19 protein-coding genes are annotated in these 19,964 nt (G+C 67.2%); 12 read left to right on the forward strand and 7 right to left on the reverse strand.

Going from position 1 to position 19,964, the window contains the following annotated elements; genetic code table 11:
* Window positions 1-86 precede the first annotated feature (86 nt).
* Window positions 87-1,253: a pyridoxal phosphate-dependent aminotransferase gene (locus NO347_RS03255; RefSeq protein WP_256288234.1), complete on the reverse strand. Its 1,167-nt coding sequence runs from the start codon at window positions 1,251-1,253 to the stop codon at window positions 87-89.
* On the reverse strand, window positions 1,250-1,738 hold the full coding sequence (locus tag NO347_RS03260; RefSeq protein WP_121568308.1) for an Lrp/AsnC family transcriptional regulator: 489 nt from the start codon (window positions 1,736-1,738) through the stop codon (window positions 1,250-1,252). The genes NO347_RS03255 and NO347_RS03260 overlap by 4 nt, the downstream gene beginning before the upstream one ends.
* 156 nt (window positions 1,739-1,894) lie before the next feature.
* On the opposite strand from NO347_RS03260, the gene NO347_RS03265 reads away from it, so the two are divergent.
* From NO347_RS03265 to NO347_RS03300, 8 genes are all read left to right on the forward strand, one after another.
* Complete coding sequence (locus tag NO347_RS03265; protein ID WP_256288235.1) at window positions 1,895-3,706, forward strand: vWA domain-containing protein; 1,812 nt, start codon at window positions 1,895-1,897, stop codon at window positions 3,704-3,706.
* A complete protein-coding gene (locus NO347_RS03270; RefSeq protein ID WP_256288236.1) occupies window positions 3,706-6,129 on the forward strand; it encodes a vWA domain-containing protein in 2,424 nt (807 codons plus the stop codon). Before NO347_RS03265 ends, NO347_RS03270 begins: the two co-directional genes overlap by 1 nt.
* Window positions 6,126-6,482 carry a coiled-coil domain-containing protein gene (locus tag NO347_RS03275; RefSeq protein ID WP_256288237.1) on the forward strand — a complete coding sequence of 119 codons (357 nt, stop codon included), beginning with the start codon at window positions 6,126-6,128 and terminating at the stop codon, window positions 6,480-6,482. Before NO347_RS03270 ends, NO347_RS03275 begins: the two co-directional genes overlap by 4 nt.
* The gene (locus NO347_RS03280) at window positions 6,475-7,575 is read left to right on the forward strand and encodes a DUF7502 family protein (protein WP_256288238.1); all 1,101 of its coding nucleotides are present in this window, start codon (window positions 6,475-6,477) and stop codon (window positions 7,573-7,575) included. The genes NO347_RS03275 and NO347_RS03280 overlap by 8 nt, the downstream gene beginning before the upstream one ends.
* Before the next feature lie 15 nt (window positions 7,576-7,590).
* Window positions 7,591-8,532, forward strand: coding sequence for an AAA family ATPase (locus NO347_RS03285; protein ID WP_256288239.1), 942 nt, complete (start codon window positions 7,591-7,593; stop codon window positions 8,530-8,532).
* A 2-nt stretch (window positions 8,533-8,534) separates the two neighbouring features.
* Complete coding sequence (locus NO347_RS03290) at window positions 8,535-9,428, forward strand: DUF58 domain-containing protein (RefSeq protein WP_256288240.1); 894 nt, start codon at window positions 8,535-8,537, stop codon at window positions 9,426-9,428.
* A 110-nt stretch (window positions 9,429-9,538) separates the two neighbouring features.
* The gene (locus NO347_RS03295) at window positions 9,539-10,792 is read left to right on the forward strand and encodes an MFS transporter (protein ID WP_256288241.1); all 1,254 of its coding nucleotides are present in this window, start codon (window positions 9,539-9,541) and stop codon (window positions 10,790-10,792) included.
* A gap of 280 nt (window positions 10,793-11,072) precedes the next feature.
* Window positions 11,073-11,636: a thioredoxin family protein gene (locus NO347_RS03300; protein ID WP_256288242.1), complete on the forward strand. Its 564-nt coding sequence runs from the start codon at window positions 11,073-11,075 to the stop codon at window positions 11,634-11,636.
* Between the two features lie 219 nt (window positions 11,637-11,855).
* Here NO347_RS03300 and NO347_RS03305 read toward each other — a convergent pair whose 3' ends face one another.
* On the reverse strand, window positions 11,856-12,293 hold the full coding sequence (locus tag NO347_RS03305) for an RNA-binding protein (RefSeq protein ID WP_256288243.1): 438 nt from the start codon (window positions 12,291-12,293) through the stop codon (window positions 11,856-11,858).
* A 37-nt stretch (window positions 12,294-12,330) separates the two neighbouring features.
* Entirely contained in the window at window positions 12,331-12,522 is a 192-nt protein-coding gene (locus tag NO347_RS03310; RefSeq protein WP_121568318.1) for a DUF1918 domain-containing protein, read from the reverse strand.
* 128 nt (window positions 12,523-12,650) lie between these two features.
* On the opposite strand from NO347_RS03310, the gene NO347_RS03315 reads away from it, so the two are divergent.
* Window positions 12,651-13,310 carry a DsbA family protein gene (locus tag NO347_RS03315; protein WP_256288244.1) on the forward strand — a complete coding sequence of 220 codons (660 nt, stop codon included), beginning with the start codon at window positions 12,651-12,653 and terminating at the stop codon, window positions 13,308-13,310.
* 26 nt (window positions 13,311-13,336) lie between these two features.
* Here the strand turns inward: NO347_RS03315 and NO347_RS03320 are convergent, their stop codons facing one another.
* Window positions 13,337-14,638, reverse strand: coding sequence for a DUF7405 family protein (locus NO347_RS03320; RefSeq protein WP_256288245.1), 1,302 nt, complete (start codon window positions 14,636-14,638; stop codon window positions 13,337-13,339).
* A gap of 132 nt (window positions 14,639-14,770) precedes the next feature.
* Here NO347_RS03320 and NO347_RS03325 point away from each other — a divergent pair, with 132 nt between their 5' ends.
* Window positions 14,771-15,985, forward strand: a complete 1,215-nt coding sequence (locus NO347_RS03325) for an MFS transporter (RefSeq protein WP_256288246.1) — start codon at window positions 14,771-14,773, stop codon at window positions 15,983-15,985.
* A gap of 1 nt (window position 15,986) precedes the next feature.
* On the opposite strand, the gene NO347_RS03330 is transcribed toward NO347_RS03325, so the two are convergent.
* Complete coding sequence (locus tag NO347_RS03330; protein WP_256288247.1) at window positions 15,987-16,964, reverse strand: aldo/keto reductase; 978 nt, start codon at window positions 16,962-16,964, stop codon at window positions 15,987-15,989.
* Between the two features lie 137 nt (window positions 16,965-17,101).
* Here NO347_RS03330 and NO347_RS03335 point away from each other — a divergent pair, with 137 nt between their 5' ends.
* Together NO347_RS03335 and NO347_RS03340 are read left to right on the forward strand one after the other, a co-directional pair.
* On the forward strand, window positions 17,102-18,235 hold the full coding sequence (locus tag NO347_RS03335; RefSeq protein WP_256288248.1) for a bactofilin family protein: 1,134 nt from the start codon (window positions 17,102-17,104) through the stop codon (window positions 18,233-18,235).
* A gap of 78 nt (window positions 18,236-18,313) precedes the next feature.
* Window positions 18,314-19,117: a creatininase family protein gene (locus tag NO347_RS03340; protein WP_256288249.1), complete on the forward strand. Its 804-nt coding sequence runs from the start codon at window positions 18,314-18,316 to the stop codon at window positions 19,115-19,117.
* Window positions 19,118-19,150: 33 nt separating this feature from the next.
* Here the strand turns inward: NO347_RS03340 and NO347_RS03345 are convergent, their stop codons facing one another.
* Window positions 19,151-19,783 (reverse strand): response regulator transcription factor, encoded by a 633-nt coding sequence (locus tag NO347_RS03345; RefSeq protein WP_121568325.1) that lies wholly within the window; start codon window positions 19,781-19,783, stop codon window positions 19,151-19,153.
* Between the last annotated feature and the right edge of the window lie 181 nt (window positions 19,784-19,964).

A 19,964-nucleotide genomic window follows, 5' to 3' on the forward strand; every position in this document is an offset into this window, starting at 1 on the left:
GTCAGGTTATCGGGATTATCGTACGTCTCCATAGGCTTCTCGCCGGACGATACGGGGAGAGTCTCCGAACAGTTACGTAGCCCCTATTAGTTCGACTCGACGAACGACTCGATCCGGTTCAGCGCTTCCTTCAGTTCGCTCATCCCGGACGCATACGAGACGCGGAGATGTCCGTTCCCGCCCTCGCCGAAGACGCGTCCCGGGACGAGCGCGACGCGCTTCTCTCGAATGAGCGCCTCCGCGAACGCTTCGTCGTCCTCCCAGCCCGGCGGACACTTCGGGAAGACGTAGAACGCGCCTTTCGCCTCGAAGCAGTCCATCCCGAGTTCGTTGAAGCGGGAGATGACGAACTTGCGCCGACGGTCGAACTCCTGGCGCATCTCCTCGACGGCGTCGTCGCAGGACTCGAGCGCCTCGATCGCGGCGAACTGCGCCGTCGTCGGCGCGGATAACATCGTGTACTGGTGGATGCGGTTCATCGCGTCGATGATCTCCGCTGGGCCGAGGGCGTACCCCAAGCGCATCCCAGTCATCGCGTAGGCCTTCGAGAAGCCGTTGAACACGACCGTCCGCTCGCGCATCCCGGGGAGCGTCGCGATCGAGACGTGCTCGTCCTCGTAACGGAGCGCCGCGTAGATTTCATCGGACAGCACGACCAGATCGTGCTCGCGGGCGAACTCGGCGACTTCTGTGAGTTCTTCGCGCGTCATCACCGCGCCCGTCGGATTGTTCGGGTAACAGAGGACGAGCGTGTCCGCGTCTGCGGCCCCGGCGCGTTCGAGGTCCTCGTAGGTGAGGACGAAGTCGTTCTCCGCGCGTGTCTGCACGGGGAGCGCCTCGCCGCCGGCGAACGTCACCGTCGGGCCGTACGAGATGTACGACGGCTGTGGGACAGCCACCGTGTCGCCGGGATCGACGAGCGCACGCATCGCGAGGTCGACCGCCTCGCTCGCGCCCGCCGTGACGAGGATCTCCTCGTCGGGCTCGTAGGAGAGGTCGTAGCGCGTCACGTGCTCTGCGATCCGCTCGCGGAGGTCCTTACGGCCCCGGTTGGCCGTGTAAGAGGTGCGACCGCGCTCCAGCGAATCGATCGCGGCGGAACGGGCGGCCCAGGGGGCTGAGAAGTCGGGCTCACCGACGCCCAGAGAGACGATGTCGTCCATCTCCTCGGCGAGTTCGAAGAACCGGCGGATTCCCGACGGCGGCGTCTCTCGGGCCCGCTTCGAGAGCGGGCTGTGTGTCCCCTCGGTCATGGCGAGATCGAGAGTCGATCGTCGTCGTCGCCGTCGCCGAAGTAGACGCCGCGTTCTTTGTACGTCGTCATCACGAAGTGCGTCACCGTCTGGGTGACTTCGGGGATCGGCGCGATCTGTTCGGAGACGAAGTTCGAGACGTCGTGCATCGACTCGCCCTCGACGTCGACTGCGAAGTCGTAACTGCCGGAGATGAGCCGCAGCGATGACACTTCCGGGAACTTCGCGATGCGCCGGGCGATCTCCTCGTAGCCGGTTTCGCGGTCGAGTTCGACGTTCAACTCGACCTCCGCGCGGACGTGTTCTTCGCCCACGCTATCCCAGTCGACGACCGCCTGGTAGCCGCGAATCGCCCCCTCGGACTCCAGTTCGTCGACCAGTGCTTCGACCGTTGCTGCGTCCACACCGAGTTGTCGCGCGATGTCGTCCGTGCTCTGGCGAGCGTCACTCAGCAACAGGTCGAGCAGTTCCCGCTTCGCTTCCATAGACGGTTCGATGCGGTCCCCGTTGAAAGGGTTTGCTCTCCGTATATGGTACCAAATGCCGCGAATTAAAGTCTCACTCACACTCCGTGGTCGTGACACGGGTCGAGCACGGCGGGTGGGAAAGGCCCAATACCCCGGCGGACCGCCTCTGTGACGATGGCCCTCTCTGACGTCTTTCTCTCCCCGCTCGGACTCGCCGCCCTCCTCGCGGCCGTCCCCGTGATCCTCCTGTATCTGGTACGCCCGGACCCGCGCCGAGTGACGCTGCCGACGGTCCGGTTCCTGACCGACTCGGCGGGGACGTCGTCGTCGACGCCCCTCTTCGAACGACTGAAGCGGAGTGCGCTCTTGCTGTTGCAGCTCTTGGCGATACTCCTGTTTGCGACGGCGCTCGCGACGCCGTACGTCTCGACGTCGCAGTCGGAGACCGTCGAGGAGACGGTGCTCGTCGTCGACGCAACCGGGAGTATGAACGTCCAGTCGGATGGAGTGACACGATTCGACCGGGCGGTCGACAGCGCCCAGGAAGCGACCACCTCGACCACGTCGATCGTCGTCGCCGACGGCGACGCCTCGATCGCGTTACGCAGCGGCAGCGCCGCCGACGCCGAGGGAGTCCTCTCCTCACTCCGTCCGACGGGCGCGCCAGGCGACCTCCGAACCGCGATCTCGCGGGCGACGAGCGTCGCCGGGGAGAACGCTCGCGTCGTCGTCGTCAGCGACTTCGCCGGTGACACCGACTGGGAGTCGGCCGTGCAGGCGGCGCGCGCTCGCGGCCTGACGGTCGACTTGCGGCAGTTCGCAGCGGGCGGGACGAACAACGTCGGCATCGTCGACCGGCGCTTCTCGGGCGAGCAGGTGACCGTTTCCGTGCAGAACTTCGGCACAGCGAACGCGACTCGACAGGTATCGCTCGGCGGGGAGACGACACAGGTCTCGCTGGCCCCCGGCGACGTCCGCAGCCTCACGTTCCCGGTCCCGGCGGGCGGCGGTGAGATACGGCTTTCGCCCGGCGATCCCTTCCCGACCGACGACGTCGCGTACGTCGCCGCGCCCTCGGACGCCACCGTCGACGTGCTGCTCGTGACGAACGACCGGAATCGCTATCTCACGACCGCGCTCTCGCTCGTCGATCCCGTCGAGCTGACGGTCGTCGAGCCACCGTCGCCAGTTCCGTCGCCGCCCGCGGACGCCTACGACGTGGTGCTCTACAGCAACGTCGCCGCCGGGCAACTCCGAGATTCGCACGTCGCCGCGGGCCGCGACGCGCTCGCGGCAGGCGGTGGCGTCGGTATCCAGGCACAGGAGTCGATGCCGGTCGACGCCTACGGCGATCTGCTGCTCGTCTCGCCCAGCGGCGTGGGATCGAATCCGACGCTGAGGACGCCTGCGGACGACGAACTTACCCGTGACATCACGTTCCCGCCGCCGGAGCGGTACGTCCAGGGTGACCTCCGCGCGGGGCGTGCGCTGGTCTCGACCACGGAAGGAACGCCGATCATCGCCCGCGACAGCCAGGGCGGCGGGCGCGTGCTCTACTACGGCTACGTCGAAGCCGCCTCGGCGTTCAAATACGACTTCGAGTATCCGATTTTTTGGAAGCGGAGCGTCTACGCGCTCGCCGGCCGAGAATCGCTCTCGGAACTCAACCGGGAGACGGGCGAGCGGATCAGGCTCGGCAACGAGACGACGGTCCAGACGCCGCGCGGCGAGGTGACCGCGTCGAGCGTCGAGGCGACCGACGCGGGGTTCTATACCGCCGACGGAGTCCGATACAGCGCCTCACTGCTCGATCCTGGCGAGTCCGACGTGTCGGCGTCGACTGTCAACGCAACAGCGGGCGGCGGGCCGACCACGCGGGAGGAGGAACGGACGGCTCCCGACCCGCTGACGGAACTCGTCGCACTCGGCATCGTCGCCGTCGCGATCGGCGAGGTGGCGTTCCTCCGCCGGCGGGGTGATCTCTGATGGTCGCGCTCGGGGCACTCGTGCCGACGGCCATCCTGCTCGATCCCGCCACGGCCACACTGCTTGAACTGTCGGTCGAACTGATCGAGGGACTCTCCGTCGGTCTCGCGCGCCCTGCGTACCTCCTCGCGTTCCCGATTGCGGCACTCACGCTCTGGGCGCTCGTCTTCCGCGACGCGTCTGGGACGGCTTCGGAGGACTCGCGACGGTGGTTCCTCGCCGCACGGCTCGCCGTCGTCGCGCTCGTCGTGCTCTCGGCGGCCGGTCCCTACACGACCCAATCGAAACTGACGACCGGCGAGCCGCGGGTGACGATGCTCGTCGACCAGTCAGACAGTATGGCCGTCACGCCGAACGTCGAAAACCGGCTCGCGGAGTCGATCGAATCCGCGGGTGTCTCGGTCAGACAGGTCCCAGTCGGCGCGGCCGACTCCTCACCCGTCGGCGACGCCGTCGCGGCAAACATCCGCGAGAACGGGAGTCTCGTCCTCCTCAGCGACGGGCGGGTGACGAGTGGGCAGTCGCTCCAACAGGCGGCCGAACTCGCGCGCTCGGCCAACGCGACGGTCTCGACCGTCTCGATGGAACCCCGAACGCGAGAACGGTACGTGACGATCGAGGGGCCCGAGAAAGCCAGCCTCGGCGTCCAGAACCGATTCGTCGCCCGGGTCGACGGCGTCGGCGGGAACACCACCGCGACCCTCACGGTCTCGGTCGACGGCGAACAGGTGCTCGAACGGGCAGTGAACGACGTGCCCGCGCCAGTGGTGTTCAACCACACCTTCGAGTCCACCGGCAGCCACACCGTGACCGCGGAGATCGACGTCACCGATCGGTTCGTCGAGAACGACGTCAGCCGGAAGACGGTCCGGGTGGTCGAGCGCCCGGAGATCCTCTACGTCTCGCCGGGCGAGTACCCCTTCCGCGACTATCTCGACCGCCTGTACGACGTCGAGACGGCCGAGCGCGTGCCGGAGGACCTCTCTCCGTACTACGCGGTGGTCGTGCAGGACACCCCCGCCGACGAGATCGGGAACGTCGACCGCCTCCAGGAGTTCGTCATCGACGGCGGCGGCCTGCTCGTCGTCGGCGGTACCAACTCCTTCGAGAGCGGCGGCTACCGGGGGTCGAATCTCGCGTCGATGCTTCCCGTCTCGGTCGGCGAGGGCGAACCCCGATCGACCAACATCGTCCTCTCGGTCGACGTTTCGGGGAGCGCCCAGGAGGGAATGCGGATCCAGAAGGCGACCGCGCTCTCGGTGCTCGACCAACTCGGCGACGAGAACGAAGTCGGGCTCGTCGGCTTCAACTACCAGGCGTACCGCGTCTCCGAGGTCGAACCGCTGTCGCAGAACCGCCAGGAGCTTCAGGACAAGATCCGACGGCTTCGCGCCGGGGGCGCGACCGACATCGCCGCCGGGGTCGATGGCGGCGGCGAACTCCTCGGCGACCGCGTCGGGACGGTCATCCTCATCAGCGACGGCCACGACAACCCAGACGAGGCCGCGAGCGTCGCCCGACAACTCTCCGAACGCGGGATCCAGGTTGTCACCGTCGGCGCGGGCGAAACTATCAACGAGCGCACGCTGCGGACCATCGCCGGCGCCGGCGGAGGAAGCTACTTCCGGGCGACCGAGACGACTCGGCTCGGCATCCTCTTCGGCGGTACGGGCGCGCCCGGCGGCTCCGGACTCATCGTCATCGACCGTGGAACGTTCATCACCTCCGGCGTCACGCTGACAGCCGATCCCGACGCGTTCAACGACGTGTCCGTCCGCCGCGGCGCGGACTTCCTCGTCGCCGGCGACACCGGCCAGCCCGCGCTCGCGACGTGGCGCTACGGGCTGGGCCGCGTGGCCACGATCACCGCGCACGACGACGACGGCACGCTCGGCGGTCTGCTCCGCGAACCCGACTCCCTGCTCGTGACCCGGACGACGAACTACGCTATCGGCGATCCCGAGCGGAAGGCGACCGGCGTCACGGGTATCCCCGACACGCGCGTCGGCGAGCCGACGACCGTGACCTATCGCGGCGCCGACCGCCCCGCGGTTGACGGCATCGCGTTCCGGCGCGTCGGCGAAGAGACGTTCCAGGCGACGGTGACGCCCGACAGCACGGGCTACTTCCAGATACTCGATGCGACCTACGCCGCCGACTACGCCCGCGAGTACGCTGCCTTCGGTCCCGACCCGGCCTTGGAATCGCTCGCCGAGGACACCGGCGGCCGGGAGTTCACTGCGGGGCAGGGCGAACAGATCGCTCGCTTCGCCACCGAGCGCGCCCGTGGCATCCGGCCCGTTCGGACCGACTGGACGTGGCTCCCGTTACTCCTCGGCCTACTCGTCTTCACGGCCGAAGTGAGCTACCGGCGGCTTCAAGTTCGTCGCCGCGATACCACGTCGGACGGAGGCCTCCCGTGAGTTTCGTCGGCCGTCGCCTGAACCTCGTGCTCGTCGCCGCCCTCCTCGTCCTCGCCGCCGGGACCGTCGGAGTGACGGCGCTCTATCAGTCCGGCGTCTCCGAGGTGGCGGCACAGAACGACCAACTCAGAGCGCAGAACGAACAGCTCCGCGAGGATCTGCGCTCGGCCCGCGACCGGATTCAGTCGTTGCAGTCGCGGGTGTCGGAGTTGGAAAACAGAATCGAGGAGCTACAGAGCCAACTGTCGACGGCCCGCGACGAGCGCGACGCGTATCGGGAGGATCTACGCGCAGTGTGCCAGCAGTGGCAGCAGGCGAACGAGACAGTCCCACAGGAGTGTGAAAATGTCTAGCGGCGACGACGACCCCGTCGAGGAGTGGCTCGGTTCGGCCGAGGAACGAAACGGGGAGTGGCCCGACGACGGCGACGATGCGCGGGGCGACGCCGACGCCGACGACCTGACGTTCGACGCCGATCCGGGCTTCGGCGCTCGAACAGCGGACGCAGACGGGCGTGACGGGGACGCGGAACCTGCCGCCGAAACCGGAACCGCCGCCGCGACGGATCGCGTACGGGAAGCGCTCGACGAAGTCAGACGCGAGGTGCAGAAGGCGGCACTCCTCCAGGCCGCCGTCGACGCCGCACTCCTCGCGGTTCTTGCGAATCTCGCCTTCGCACTCTTCGAGCCGTCGTGGCTCGCGACCGCGTTCGGTCTCCCGACGGTCGTCGTCGAAGCGCTCCGCGCCCTCCCGTTGCTCGGCGACGTCGCCCCGCGATCTATTCACGCTGCCTCGCTTCTCGCCGTCGTGGTCGGCGTCGTCGCCTTCGCCGTGGAGTCGGCGCTGCGGCTCCGTCGCCCGCTCGTCGAGCAGTTCGAGACGGCCAACCCCCAGGTTCGGGAGGCACTGCGGACCGCCCGCGACGCTGTCGGCGATGACGCCGACACCGCGATGGCGCGTCGCCTCTACGACGACGTGATCGAGACGCTCGGCGAGACGTCGAGCTTCGAACTCGTCGCGACCCGCCGTGTCGCCGTTACCGCGCTCTTGATCGTCCTCGTGAGCCTCGCGAGCGTACAGGTCGCCATCGTGGACCCCGACCTCGGCGGCCTTCTCGGTCCGGGTGGCGACGGCGACGGACAGCTCACGCCGCCCGACGACGACGACCTGCAGGACGGCGATCAGATCCTCGGCGACCCCGAGGACGTTCGGGCCGGCGACGAACTGGAGAACATCACCGTTCCCGGAACCGGCGACGGAACCGGCGACGGTCCGACGGGGCCGTCGGGCGGCTACGTCGGCGGGGGCGGGAGCGGCGAGTTCGACAGCCAGCAGGCCGGCTTCACCGGCGCCGAGCAGATCGAGGATGCCGAACTCGTCCGGGAGTACAATCTGCGGATCAGGGAGTTCGACGAGGATGACGAGGGCGCAGCCGCCCAGACCTAATCTGAACCTACTACGATGAACGGAACAAACGAGGAGATCGAACAGATTCAGCGCAGACTCGCCGCCCTCCGCGAGGAGGTCGCAAAGCGAATCGTCGGGCAGTCCGACGTCGTCGAGCAACTGCTCGTCTGTCTGCTCTGCGACGGGAACAGCCTGATCGAGAGCAACCCCGGCCTCGGGAAGACGACGCTCGTTCGGACGATCGCCGAGGCGACCGACCTGTCGTTCTCGCGCATCCAGAACACGCCGGATCTGATGCCGGCCGACATCACCGGGACCGAAATCATCCGGGAAGTCAACGGCGAGCGGGAATTCGTCTTCGAGCGCGGGCCGGTCTTCGCGAACATCGTCCTCGCCGACGAGATCAACCGCGCGACGCCGAAGACGCAGGCGGCGCTCTTAGAGGCGATGCAGGAGAAGCAGGTGACGACCGCCGGCGAGACGCGCGAACTGCCGCGTCCGTTCTTCGTGCTCGCCACGCAGAATCCCATCGACCAGGAGGGGACCTATCCGCTTCCGGAGGCGCAGACCGACCGCTTCCTACTCAAGATCCTCGTCGACTACCCGAGCCGCGACGAGGAGCGCGAGATCGTCGACCGGTACACCACGGGCGCACCCGATCCGACGGTAGAGCGCGTCCTCTCGCGCGACCAACTCCAGCGGGCCCAGCAGTTGACCCGACAGGTCCCCATCGCCGACGACATCCGCGACGACGTGATCGACCTCGTGCGCTCGACGCGGGCCGCTGAAGACGTCGAGTTCGGCGCGAGCCCCCGGGCCAGTATGGGTCTCGTCCTCGCCGCGAAGGCGCGCGCGTTCCTCGACGGCCGCTCGCACGTCTCCTGGGAGGACGTCGAGGCGATGGCGCATCCGGTGCTCCGACACCGCCTCATCGTCGACTTCCGGGCCGAGCGCGAAGGTGTGGGCGCCGACGACGTCGTCGCAGACCTGTTGTAACGATGCCTATCGAGCCCGCGTTCCTCGACGAACTGGCCCGTCTGGAGGTGGCGCTGCGGCGCGAGACCGACGCCCGACAACAGGGCACACAACGCTCGTCGAACGTCGGTGAGGGGCTGACGTTCAGCGACTATCGCCGGTACACGCCCGGCGACGACGTTCGGCTCGTGGACTGGCGCGTCTACGCCCGAACGGACGAGTACTTCATCAAGCAGTACGAGGCCGAACGCAACCTCACGGTCCACGTTCTCCTCGACACCTCGGCCTCGATGGACTTCGGCGAGGGCGCGGCCAACAAATTCGAGTTCGCGGCCCGATTTGGCCTCGCCTTCGCGTACTTCGCGGCCACACAGCACGATTCGTTCCGGTTCTCGGCGCTCGGCACGGGCGTCGACCGCCTCGACCGCGGCCGGTCTACGCGTGGCGAACTCCTCCGCCTGCTCGACGCCGTGAACGCGATCGAACCCGACGGCCGGACCGACTTCACCGACGCGCTGGAGGCGTACGGGCGGACGATCCACTCGCGCTCGCTCGTCGTGGTCGTGAGCGACTTTCTCGACGATCCCGAGGCGATCGAAGACGGGATCGCCGCGCTCGGACACAACGACGTGTTCCTCGTCCACGTGGTCGCACCCGAGGAACGTGACCCCGACGTCGCCGGCGACACCGTCTTCGAAGATCCCGAGACGGGGACGACCCAGCGCGCGTACTTCGCCGGCTCGACCGCCGAGGCGTACCGCGACCGGCTCTCAGAGCACGTCGACGACGTCGCCGCGCGAGCCCGAACGCTCCGCGCCGATCACGTCGTCGTCGACACTGGCGCGGACTTCTTCGAGTCCTTCGCCGAGGTTTGGCGGCAGCAGGACCGCCGCGGGCGGCAGCGAAGACGGCGGTGAGGGTGGCGGCGCACGAAGCAGCGACGACAGCGGTAACGCGCCGATGTACGAACCGGCCGCGACGGGCCGCTTCCGGCGGCTATATTTCGCTCGGGTGGTGACGTCCCGGTGTGACCGACGCACAGGACCGCCGGGTCGTCGCTCTCGTCACTGGCTCGCATTTCGTGAACCACTCCTATCTGGTGATGCTCGCGCCGCTCGTCGGCGTGCTCGCCGCCCGCTTCGACGTGAGCATCGCCGCCATCGGGCTCGCGATCGGGGTGCAGAACGCGGTCGTTCTCCTCCTCCAGCTTCCGATGGGGTACGTCTCCGACGCCTACAGCCGGACGCTCGTGCTTGGAATCTCGCTCGTCGTGGGCACCCTCGGGGCGGCCCTCACCGCGCTCGCGACGTCCTACGCGTGGCTGCTCGCCGCCCAGCTCGTGCTCGGAATCGGCGTCGCCGGCCATCACCCCGCTCACTATCCGCTGCTCGCGGCTGTCTCGACCGACGAGAACCGCGGACGAGCCTACAGCGCCCACGCCTTCGGCGGGTCGGTCGGGCTCGCCGCCCCATACGCCGTCGTCGCCGGGACGACGGCGCTGGATCTGTCCTGGCGCGTCGCGATCGGAGTCGTCGCCGTCGTCGGCGCGGTCTTCGCCGCCTACTGCCTGCTCCGCTTCCGCGGCGTCGACGACGAGATCACCCGGCCGGGGCTGGCGGAGCGCCCCGACGAACGTCCCACGCTGCGCTCCGTTCCGGGTCGGATTCGCGCGCTGTTCCGGACGCTCGCCTCCTCGGGCGGGATCTTGGGGCTCACAGTGCTCGCGTTTCTCACCTCTGCGGCCGCGTGGGCGATCCGGACCTACACGCCAAGCCTGCTCGTGCGTGGCTACGGCCTCCCTGGGGGGACCGCGAGCGCGCTCACGTCGGCGATGCTCGTCGTCGGTGCGGGGCTGATCCTCGCCGGTGGCGGCCTCACCGACCGCGTCGGCGCCGGGCCGATCGTCGTCGGCGGATACGCCGCGCTCGTCGTCGTCGCCGCGCTGCTGGCGACGCTCTCGCTCCCGTTAGCAGCGGTCGGCATCGTGCTACTCTTGAGCGGGAGCATCAGCTTCTCCCGCCCGGCGCGCTCGACGCTCGCCGATCGGCTCTCGCGGCGCGCGGACCTGGGGAAGAACTTCGCGCTCGTCACGATCGGTATCTCGCTGGGCGGCGTCGTCGCCCCGCCCGTCTTCGGCTATCTCGTCGACGTGGCCGGTCTCACAGTCTCATTCGGGCTCGTCTCCGCCCTCGGCGTCCTCTCGCTCGCTCTCGGGCTCCGCATCGTCCGCGACGCGTCGTTCGCGGCTCCCGGTGCGGCCGCCGGCGCCGATGGCGATTGAGCCCGTTCCGGTTCATATAGGGAGTATCGTAACTGTTCGGAGATTCTCGCCTCACCGTCCGGCGAGAAATCTATGAGGACTTACGATACTCCCTATCAGCTCGGCGCTCGGCATCGTGTTCCTGAACGAATCGCTGACGGGGCGGAAGCTGCTCGGGATCGGCCTCGCGCTCGTGGCGGTGTATCTGGTCAGCGTCGAGTGAACCGGCCGGCCGCGAGGCTGCACACCGACCTGCCGCAACGGACAACGTCTTTTGTCGACAGCCCTCTACCTCGGCTATATGGTTCTAGTCGAATCCGATTCGGAACTGTCGCACGGCGAGGAGGCACCGACGTTCGAACTCCCCGGTGCCGACGGGGAAACGTACACGCTCTCGGATTTCGACGACTATGAGGCGCTGCTCGTCGTCTTCACCTGCAATCACTGCCCGTACGCCGAGGCGAAGGTCGACGAGCTGAATCACCTCGCGAGCGCGTACGACGACCTCGCCGTCGTCGGAATCAACCCGAACGACGCCGCGGAGTATCCCGACGACTCCCTCGAACGGATGCAAGAACGTGTCGACGCGGGCGAAATCGAATACACCGCGTACCTCCGCGACGAGTCACAGGAGGTCGCGCACGCGTACGGCGCCGTCTGCACGCCCGATCCATTCCTCTTCGAGCGCGACGGCGATACGTTCCGACTCGCCTTCCACTCACGCATCGACAACGCGATGAGCCCCGACGAAGAGCCGAGCCGTCACGAGATGCGCGAGGCCGTCGAAGCACTTCTCGCGGGTGAGGACGTTCCGCTCGCAGAGACCCCCTCGCAGGGCTGCTCGATCAAGTGGACGGACAATTGAGTCGGCGGCGACGGCAGACGGTGCGTTCTCCCGCGGGAGAATTTATATACGAAGACGGGACCACGCAGCCTATGCGTTGACTCCTGTCGCAGGGCGCACCGCAGTTGTGTAGCACATCGCCCTGTGGTCGGCCAGTGCTACCTGTTCGCTACTCCAATCGCGTAGCGTCCGACCGCGTCCGTCGGCGACGCGCTACGTGCAAGTGCCACGACTGCCGTGCTACGAGAGGTCGTCGGCCTCAGAGAGCGCTTCCCGGGCGTTCTCGACTGCCGCTTCCTTCGTAGCGGGGTAGGCTTCCACCTTCGCCCGCAGCGTGATCCCGTTGCCGCGTCGGACGTCGCCGCGGAACGCCGCCTGTTTGTCCAATCGCAGGAACAGCTCGGTGTTCTCGGTGACGCGGTCGTCGAGCTCCTCTAGTAGCGCGTCGAAGTCCGACAGCTCGGACAACTTCGCGAGGACGTGGCGGACGTCGTCGGCGTTCTCCACGCGAGCCGAGAAAACGATGATTCGGTCGCCGTGGTGACCGGTGCTCTCGGTGCGGGTCACCTCGAACTCCTCGGGGAGGAAGGTCCGGAGCGCGCTCTCGACTCGCTTGTCGTCTTCGGTCTCATAGCAGAAAGTCCGCAGATCGACGTAGTGAAACGGAATTCGGGGCATTAGCGACGCTTCGCGCTGCGGCGGGGAAAAACTCCCGTTACTCTTCGTCTTCGTCCGCGGCTTCGAGCTGGTCGGCGGAGATGCCGACTTCCTGACCGTCTTCGAAGCTGACGGTGTAGGTCGCGTCGCCGAACATCGTCTCGACGACCTGCGTGATCGTGCCGACCTCGCCGTCGAATTCGCTGTGCTTGTCGCGCAGTACCACGCTGTCGTCCTCTTCGAACTCCATACCGGAGAGCCGCGCGCGCGGGTGAAAAATCGACTGGTTCCGAACGCGGAGTCGCCGAGCCGCGCTCACCGGAACCGCGCCTTCCGCAAACGGTACTATATATATGTCGGCGAGCCGTGCGATCCGGTATGCGAACGACACGGCGGTCCTATCTCGCTGCGGTCGGTGGAGTGACGACGCTCGGCGCGACAGCCGGCTGTCTCGGCGGCTCCGGTGGGAGTGCGCTTCCAGAAGGGTGTGACGTCGGCAACCTCGACACAGTCTCGTCGCTGCCGCGCCCCGCACTCGGCCCCGAAGACGCCCCCGTCACCGTCGACGTCTTCGAGGACTTCACCTGCCCGCACTGTCAGGAGTTTACGCTGTCTGTCGCTCCGAAGATCAAGTCGAACTACGTCGACGCCGGCGACGTCCAGTTCCGATTTTTCGACTACCCGATCCCGGTGAGCAACTGGTCGTGGCTCGCGGCCTCTGCTGCGCGCGCGGTGCAGGATCGGAGTGACGCCGAGACGTTCTTCACCTTCACCGAGCGCGTCTACGAGAATCAGGGTCGCCTCAGCGACGACGGCTACCAGGTCGTTCACGACATCGCATCCGACCTCGGTGTCGACGGCTGTACGGTCGCCGCGGCCGCAGACCAGGAGTCCTACCGTCCGGTCGTCGAAGCGGACCGAGAGACCGGATCCGAACGAGGCGTCCCCGGAACGCCGGCCGTCTACGTGAACGGGCAACTCCTCGACAACTACGGCTGGGAACGCGTCAGCGGCGCCATCGACAGCCAACTCGGCTGATCGGGCCGCCTCTCTGGAAACTGAACTCAGTCGAGTCCGGGCGTCGTACCGCTCGGCGTCGGAAGCGCGCGAAGCGACCGCGGTGGCACCAGGAAGTTACCGCGGCGCTTCACGAACACGTATTCGAGAATCCCATTGTTCACGCGCTGTCTGATCGTCGGAATCTCGGTGAGGTCCGTCCCGTTCATCGCCCTGCGAACCTCCTCGAACGTCGATATCTCTCGTTGCAGACTGGGGAAGTGTAGCCCCGCCTCGTCGTCGTCGGTCGACTCGAAGTGTCGTCTGAGCGTTCGCGGCGTCCCGTCCGCTTCGCGGTTCGCACGCGCGGCTTTCTGGGCGTGGCCGACGCGGGCGAACTGTCGGGCGTGGTCTTCGATGTCGTCGATCATCTCCGCCGTGACGCCGCTGTCGTCGCCGAGGTTCGCGCCGACGCCCTCGACTAGGTCGCACTCGGCGTGCACCGGCGAGAACATCTCCGCCACGCGCTGTTCGAAGGACTGCTCCTCGTACCAGTCGTCGAGACGCATCCGGAGGTTCGATACGTGTTTCGTGGTCCCACCAGCGAAGGGACCCTGCGAGAGCGTGACGTAGTCTTCGGTCGCCTGGTTCTGCTTGAACCCCGCAATGAAGCCCATAAAAAGCGGTGACTCCTTCGGAACCGGATTCGACGACGGGATGCCCGCCAGCCCGTCCTGTCGGTCCGCGGGCATCCCTGCACCGACGAATCCGGACCGGCGGTCTGAAACCTCGAAGACGTCCGTGAGAGTCTCCTCGACGGCGATGTCGTTCGCGGTGTCTTCGTTGCCCGTCAGCGCTTCCTCGGCGGCGAGGACGACGTCCGCACGGTCTGAGGCGAGGTGAAGCAACGCGTCCTGCCGGTCCAGCGTCGGCGTCTCGAACGACGAGAGGGCTCGGGGCTCGGGGAGGTCGATCGAGTCGGGGAGGTCGTCTTCGAACCGACCGAAGTACCGCGGTGAGTACGCGATCGAGTACAGCAGTCCCTCGCTGCTCCGTTCGTACGCCCGATCGAGCGTCTGTAGGGCTGTCTCGACGGTCGCTCTGTCGGCCTCGTCCGGCGGCCCCTCGCCCGGAAGGGTCAGATACAGCAACAGTTGATGCCTGGGAAGCAGCGTGTTTCCGTGTTCGTCAGTCCGGACGCGGTCGTTCCACGCGTGCTGTCGCTCCGGCAGCGACGAAAACTGGTCGGTGCCGGCTGGCACCGGTTCCGCTGTGCGCTCGAGACACGCCGACAGCGCCGCCGCGCCGCCGACGGCGACGGCTGCTTTCAGCACGTCGCGACGCGTCCGGTCGCCCCGCCCGTCTACCATACGAGTCAGTAGATCCCTGACGGCAAAGTGGGTTCTGATGGCGCACAGTGTGTGCGACCAGCGGCAGCGTCGGCTACCTGCTGTGGTTCCGAAAGCGACGCGGATATTTATCGGGACAGCAAAAAGGGTCCCGTGACCCGTCGCGAGACACGAATTCGGCTCGCCATCGGAGTCTGGGGGGTGCTTGTCTCGCAGGTGTTTCTGTACCCCGGCGTCGAGGACATCGTCACCGCACTCGGTGGCGGGGGAGAAATCCGCGCCGGGATGTGGTTCCTCGTCGCGGAGTTCGCCGCGTTCGTCACCTTCGCCAGCGTCTGGGGGGCCGCGAGCGACGCCCTCGGGCGACGGATGCCGCTGGCCGCGGCCGGCGCACTCGGCGGCGCGGCCGGCTATCTGCTTCTCGCGGCCGCACCGACGCTGGGAATCCCGTTCGCGGGTGTCCTCCTCGTTCGTCTCGTCGGCGGCGCGGCGACGATCGGCGCGTTCTCGCTCGCGATCACCGCCCTGGCGGACCTCTCCGGCGGCAACGGTCGGAATATGGGCGCGGCCGGCATCGCGATCGGTCTCGGCGCGGCACTCGGCTCCGTCTTCGGTGGCCGTCTCGCCGACGCCGACCCGCTGTACCCGCTGTACGCCGCGGCGGCGACGCTCGTCGCGGTCGCGATCCTGTTCATAACAATCTCCGAGGAACTGCCGGGAGCGGGTCGGATCCGCGTCGGCGACGCGCTCAAACGGCTCAAGGACCGCCCGATACTGGCCGTTCCCTACACCTTCGGCTTCATCGACCGGATGACGGCCGGCTTCTTCGCGCTCGTGGGCGTCTATTACTTTCGGGAATCGTTCGGTCTCGACGCCGCCGGCGCCGGCCTCGCGCTCGCGGCCTTCTTCGTCCCGTTCGCGCTCCTGCAGTACCCCGCGGGCATCCTCTCGGACCGCGTCGGACGGGCGATTCCAGTGACCGTCGGGTCGATATGTTATGGGCTCGGGATCGTCGCCGTCGGCATCGCGCCCGGCGTCGAACTGGCTGTCCTCGCGATGGTCGCCGTCGGCGCCCTCGGCGCGCTGGTCGCGCCGGCGACGATGGCGCTCGTGACGGACGTCGCCGCGCCGGAGACGCGGGGCGCGGCGCTCGGCGGATTCAACGTGTTCGGAAGTCTGGGATTTCTCGCCGGGTTCCTCCTCGGTGGACTGACGACGTCGACAGCGGGATTCCTGGCGTCGTTCCTCCTCGTCGGGTCATCGGAGGTCGCGATCGCACTCGTCGCCGGGCGGGCGGTGTGGCGAATCGCCAGATCGGACGACGCCGGGGGCGGGGGACGGACGATCGTGAGCGATGCGTCCGAGTGAGTTACTCGTGCCCGGAGACGCGGACGGGCTCGTAGGGCTCTTCGAGGTACTCGATGTCCGAATCCGAGAGGTCGATCGACAGCGCCTCGACGGCGTCTTCGAGGTGTTCGACGCTCGTCGTCCCGACGATCGGCGCGTCGACCCGGTCGTCGGCGAACAGCCACGCGAGCCCGATTTGGGCCATCTTCACGCCCTTCTCGTCGGCGAGTTCCTGTACGCGCTCGTTGACTGTGCGGCCGCCGCTGTCGAGATACGGATGCTGGTGCGCGTAGTCGTCAGTCTCCCCGCGGGTCGTCGCGCGCGAGTCCTCGTGTGGCCGCGCCAGTCGGCCGCGCGCGAGCGGCGACCACGGGATGACGCCGACGCCCTGTTTCTCACAGAGCGGTAGCATCTCGCGCTCTTCCTCCCGGTACAGGAGATTGTAGTGGTTCTGCATCGTCGAGAACGGCGTCAAACCGAGTCGGTCGGCGGTGTGCTGTGCTTCGGCGAACTGGTGGGCCCACATCGACGACGCGCCCAGGTATCTGGTCTTGCCCCGCCGGACGGCGTCGTCGAGCGTCCGCATCGTCTGTTCGATCGGGGTGTCGTAGTCCCAGCGGTGGATCTGCAGGAGATCGAGCGTGTCCATCCCCAGTCGCGCGAGGGAGTTGTCGAGTTCCTGCTCGATCGCCTTTCGCGAGAGGCCGCCGGAGTTCGGATCGTCGTCGTCCATCTGGAAGTACACCTTCGAGGCGACGACGAACTCGTCGCGGTCGTACTCCGAAAGCGCCTCGCCGAGGACGCGCTCGGACTCACCGCGGGAGTACATATTCGCGGTGTCGAAGAAGTTCACGCCCAGTTCGATGGCGCGATCGACGAGTTCCTTCCCGTCCTCCTCGTCGAGCACCCACTCGCGCCAGTCGCTGTCACCGAAACTCATACAGCCGAGACAGATCTTCGAGACGGTCGTTCCCGTATTACCGAGCGTCGTGTACTCCATAGCGGAGCGCACACACCGGACCGGCAAAAAGCCACGCGGCGAGGTGGGACCGGTGAATCCCGAATAATCTCACTCGAATATAATTAAGGCCGATGCCATCGTATCGTTTCGGTGAGAGGTCCCCTCTCGTGAGCAGAATGTCACAGTCTCCACGTGTAACACTCGTACTCCTCCTCACGGCCATCGTCGTCTTCGGCGGACTACCGATGGTCGCGAGCGCACAGCAGTTCGGTCCGAGCGGGCCGGGCTCAGACGGATCGGTCGGCGGCGTCGTCCGCGTCGACGCCGGCGAAACGTACGACGGCGATCTCGAAGCGGCCGGCGGGTCGATCGTCATCGCTGGCACGGTCGACGGCGACGTCGAAACCGCGGCCGGGTCGGTGCTCGTCACCGAGTCGGGTCGCGTGACGGGGTCGCTCGACGCTGCCGCCGGGAGCGTCGTGATCGAAGGCACTGTCGACGGCGACGTCACCGTCGGTTCGGCGGCGCTAGCGCTCCGTGAAGGCTCGCAGGTCGGCGGGTCGCTCGAAGCCGGCGCGGCCGACGTCCGCCTCGACGGGGCGATCGACGGCGACGCGCGGGTCGGCGCGGACACACTCGCTGTCGGATCGACTGCAGCGATCGGCGGGTCTCTCACCTACGACGCCGCCAACTTCACGCTCGCCGATGGTGCGAGCGTCTCCGGTGAGGTCACCCGCGACGAGTCGCTCTCTGTCACCGGTCCCGACGTGTTCGGCTCCGGCGGGGGTGCTGGCCTCCCGGCGGTCCCCGCCTGGGTCGGGTCGGTCTACTCCACGCTGGTCAACCTCGTGCTCGGCGCGGTACTCCTCGTAGTCGCACCGAACTTCGCCCGACGGCTCGTCGATGCGGGCCGGACTCAGACGCTCCGCAGCGGCGGCATCGGGCTCCTGACGCTGATCGGCGTCCCGATCGTGCTACTGCTCTTGCTCATCACGATCGTCGGCATTCCGCTCTCGTTGGCCGGGCTCGTCGTCTTCGGGCTTCTCCTGTGGGTGACGTCGGTCTACGGGGCTATCGTGGTCGGCACGTGGCTGCTGTCGCTCGTCGACTACGAGAACCGGTGGGCCGCACTCCTCGTGGGCGTCGTCGCCGTGGCTCTGTTGGGAGCCGTCCCGATCCTCGGCGGCCTCGTCCAGTTCGCCGTGCTGCTCGTCGGCCTGGGAGCGTTCGTCGTCGTGCTCCGTGGATCCGAGGAGGGTCCCGACGAGGACGCCGGCGCGGCCATCGGCACTCCGTCGGCGAGCGAGTAACACTGTCGGACGCGACAACTCCGTCGCCGTCCTTCGTCGTGCCGTACCTTTCTTGATGCCTCGCCGCGTCCGGCCGGTATGTACGTCGCAGACCAGACGTGGCCCGACCTCGGGAACTACGTCGCCGAGGAGTCGGTGGCGATCGTGCCGCTCGGATCGACCGAACAGCACGGTCCCCATCTCCCGCTCGCGACCGACCATCTCATCGCGGAGGGGCTGGCTCGCGAGGCCGCCGACCGGACGGGCTTTCTCTGCACGCCGACGGTGAACGTCGGCGTCAGCCCGCATCACCGGCAGTTCCACGGCACGATGTGGGTCGACGCCCCGCAGTTCCGCGACTACGTCGAGTCGATGACGCGAAACCTCGCGTACCACGGGATCGACCGCGTCGTGTACGTCAACGCCCACGGCGGCAACGTCGAGCATCTGCGCGAAGTCGGGCGTCGCCTCCGCGACGACGGCACGCTCTACGCCGTCGAGTGGATGTGGAACGAGTCGATCCCGGAACTCGTAGACGAAGTCTTTGAGCAGAATGGCCCCCACGGCGGCCCGAAGGAGACGGCGATGATTCAGCATCTCGCGCCCGAACTCGTCCGCGACGACCAACTCGAAGCCGCCCGCGACGGCGGCGTTCGCGACATCGAAAGTGCAGAACATCTCCGGCAGAACGGCGCGCGAACGTTCTACGACGCCGTCGAGAACTCCGAGAACGGCGTGTTCGGCGACCAGACCGACGCGACGGCCGAAATCGGCGCGCGGCTGTTCGAGGCGGCGACGGAGCAGTTGGTAGAGCTCTTAGAGTGGCTCGACGAGCGGCGCTACGAAGATCTGATGACGCCGGCGCACGTCGATCCCCAGCCGGGGAGCCGCAGAGCGGACTGATTCGAAGAGAGCGGCGCAGAGCGGCCTACAATCTCAGAAGGACGGCGACGAGTCCGGGCCGTCGACGTCCCCGTTCCCGAACGTGGCGGAGTCGTCGACGTCGATGTCCGGGAACGACGCGAAGGCGTCCCGAAAGTCGTCCTCGCTCAGATCTGAGAGCGTGTCGTCGAGTTCGGCTCTGATCTCTTCCATCCGCTGTGTCAGTTCCTTGTATTCGTCGACCTCTCCGACCGACACGTCGGGGGCGGACTCCAATGCGGCTTTCTTCGAGGCGAGCCGGAAGAACTCCTGTGAGCGGTCGTCGTAGTCGGCGCGGCGGAGCAGTACCTCGACGAGCCCGTGCAGATCCTCCTGTGTGACAGGCTTGACGAGATAGTCGTCGAACGGCATCTCGAGGATGTCCGTGTCGGGTTCGACGGCCGTGATCATCGCGACCTGCGAGTTGATGCCACGGGTTCGAATCTCGTCGAGAACCTCGTCGCCAGTCATATCCGGCATCCGGCGATCGAGGAGGACGACGTCGATCCCGTCGTCTACGAGTTCGAGCGCGGTCTCGCCGTTGGTGGCCGTCTGAACCTCGTACACGTCCGAGAGGTAGATGGCATAGAGTTCCGCCAAGTCTGGCTCGTCTTCGACGACGAGGATTTGGGGTGTAGCGCCGTCCATAGCGATCCACGTCGCACGTCGTCGCCCGTCGTCTAAATTCTTGCCCTCCCCCCCTCCGGTCCCTGAGATAGACCGAGAGCGGCTAAAGAGAGACGAGGAACCGTTTCCCGTCGTTCTTCAGAGCCTGTGCCAGCACCGACGCCCGCGTCGCAATTTTCGAAGTTTGTAATCGGACGGAACG

The sequence above is a fragment of the Halobellus inordinatus genome, from assembly GCF_024464655.1.
Classification (GTDB): domain Archaea; phylum Halobacteriota; class Halobacteria; order Halobacteriales; family Haloferacaceae; genus Haloquadratum; species Haloquadratum inordinatus.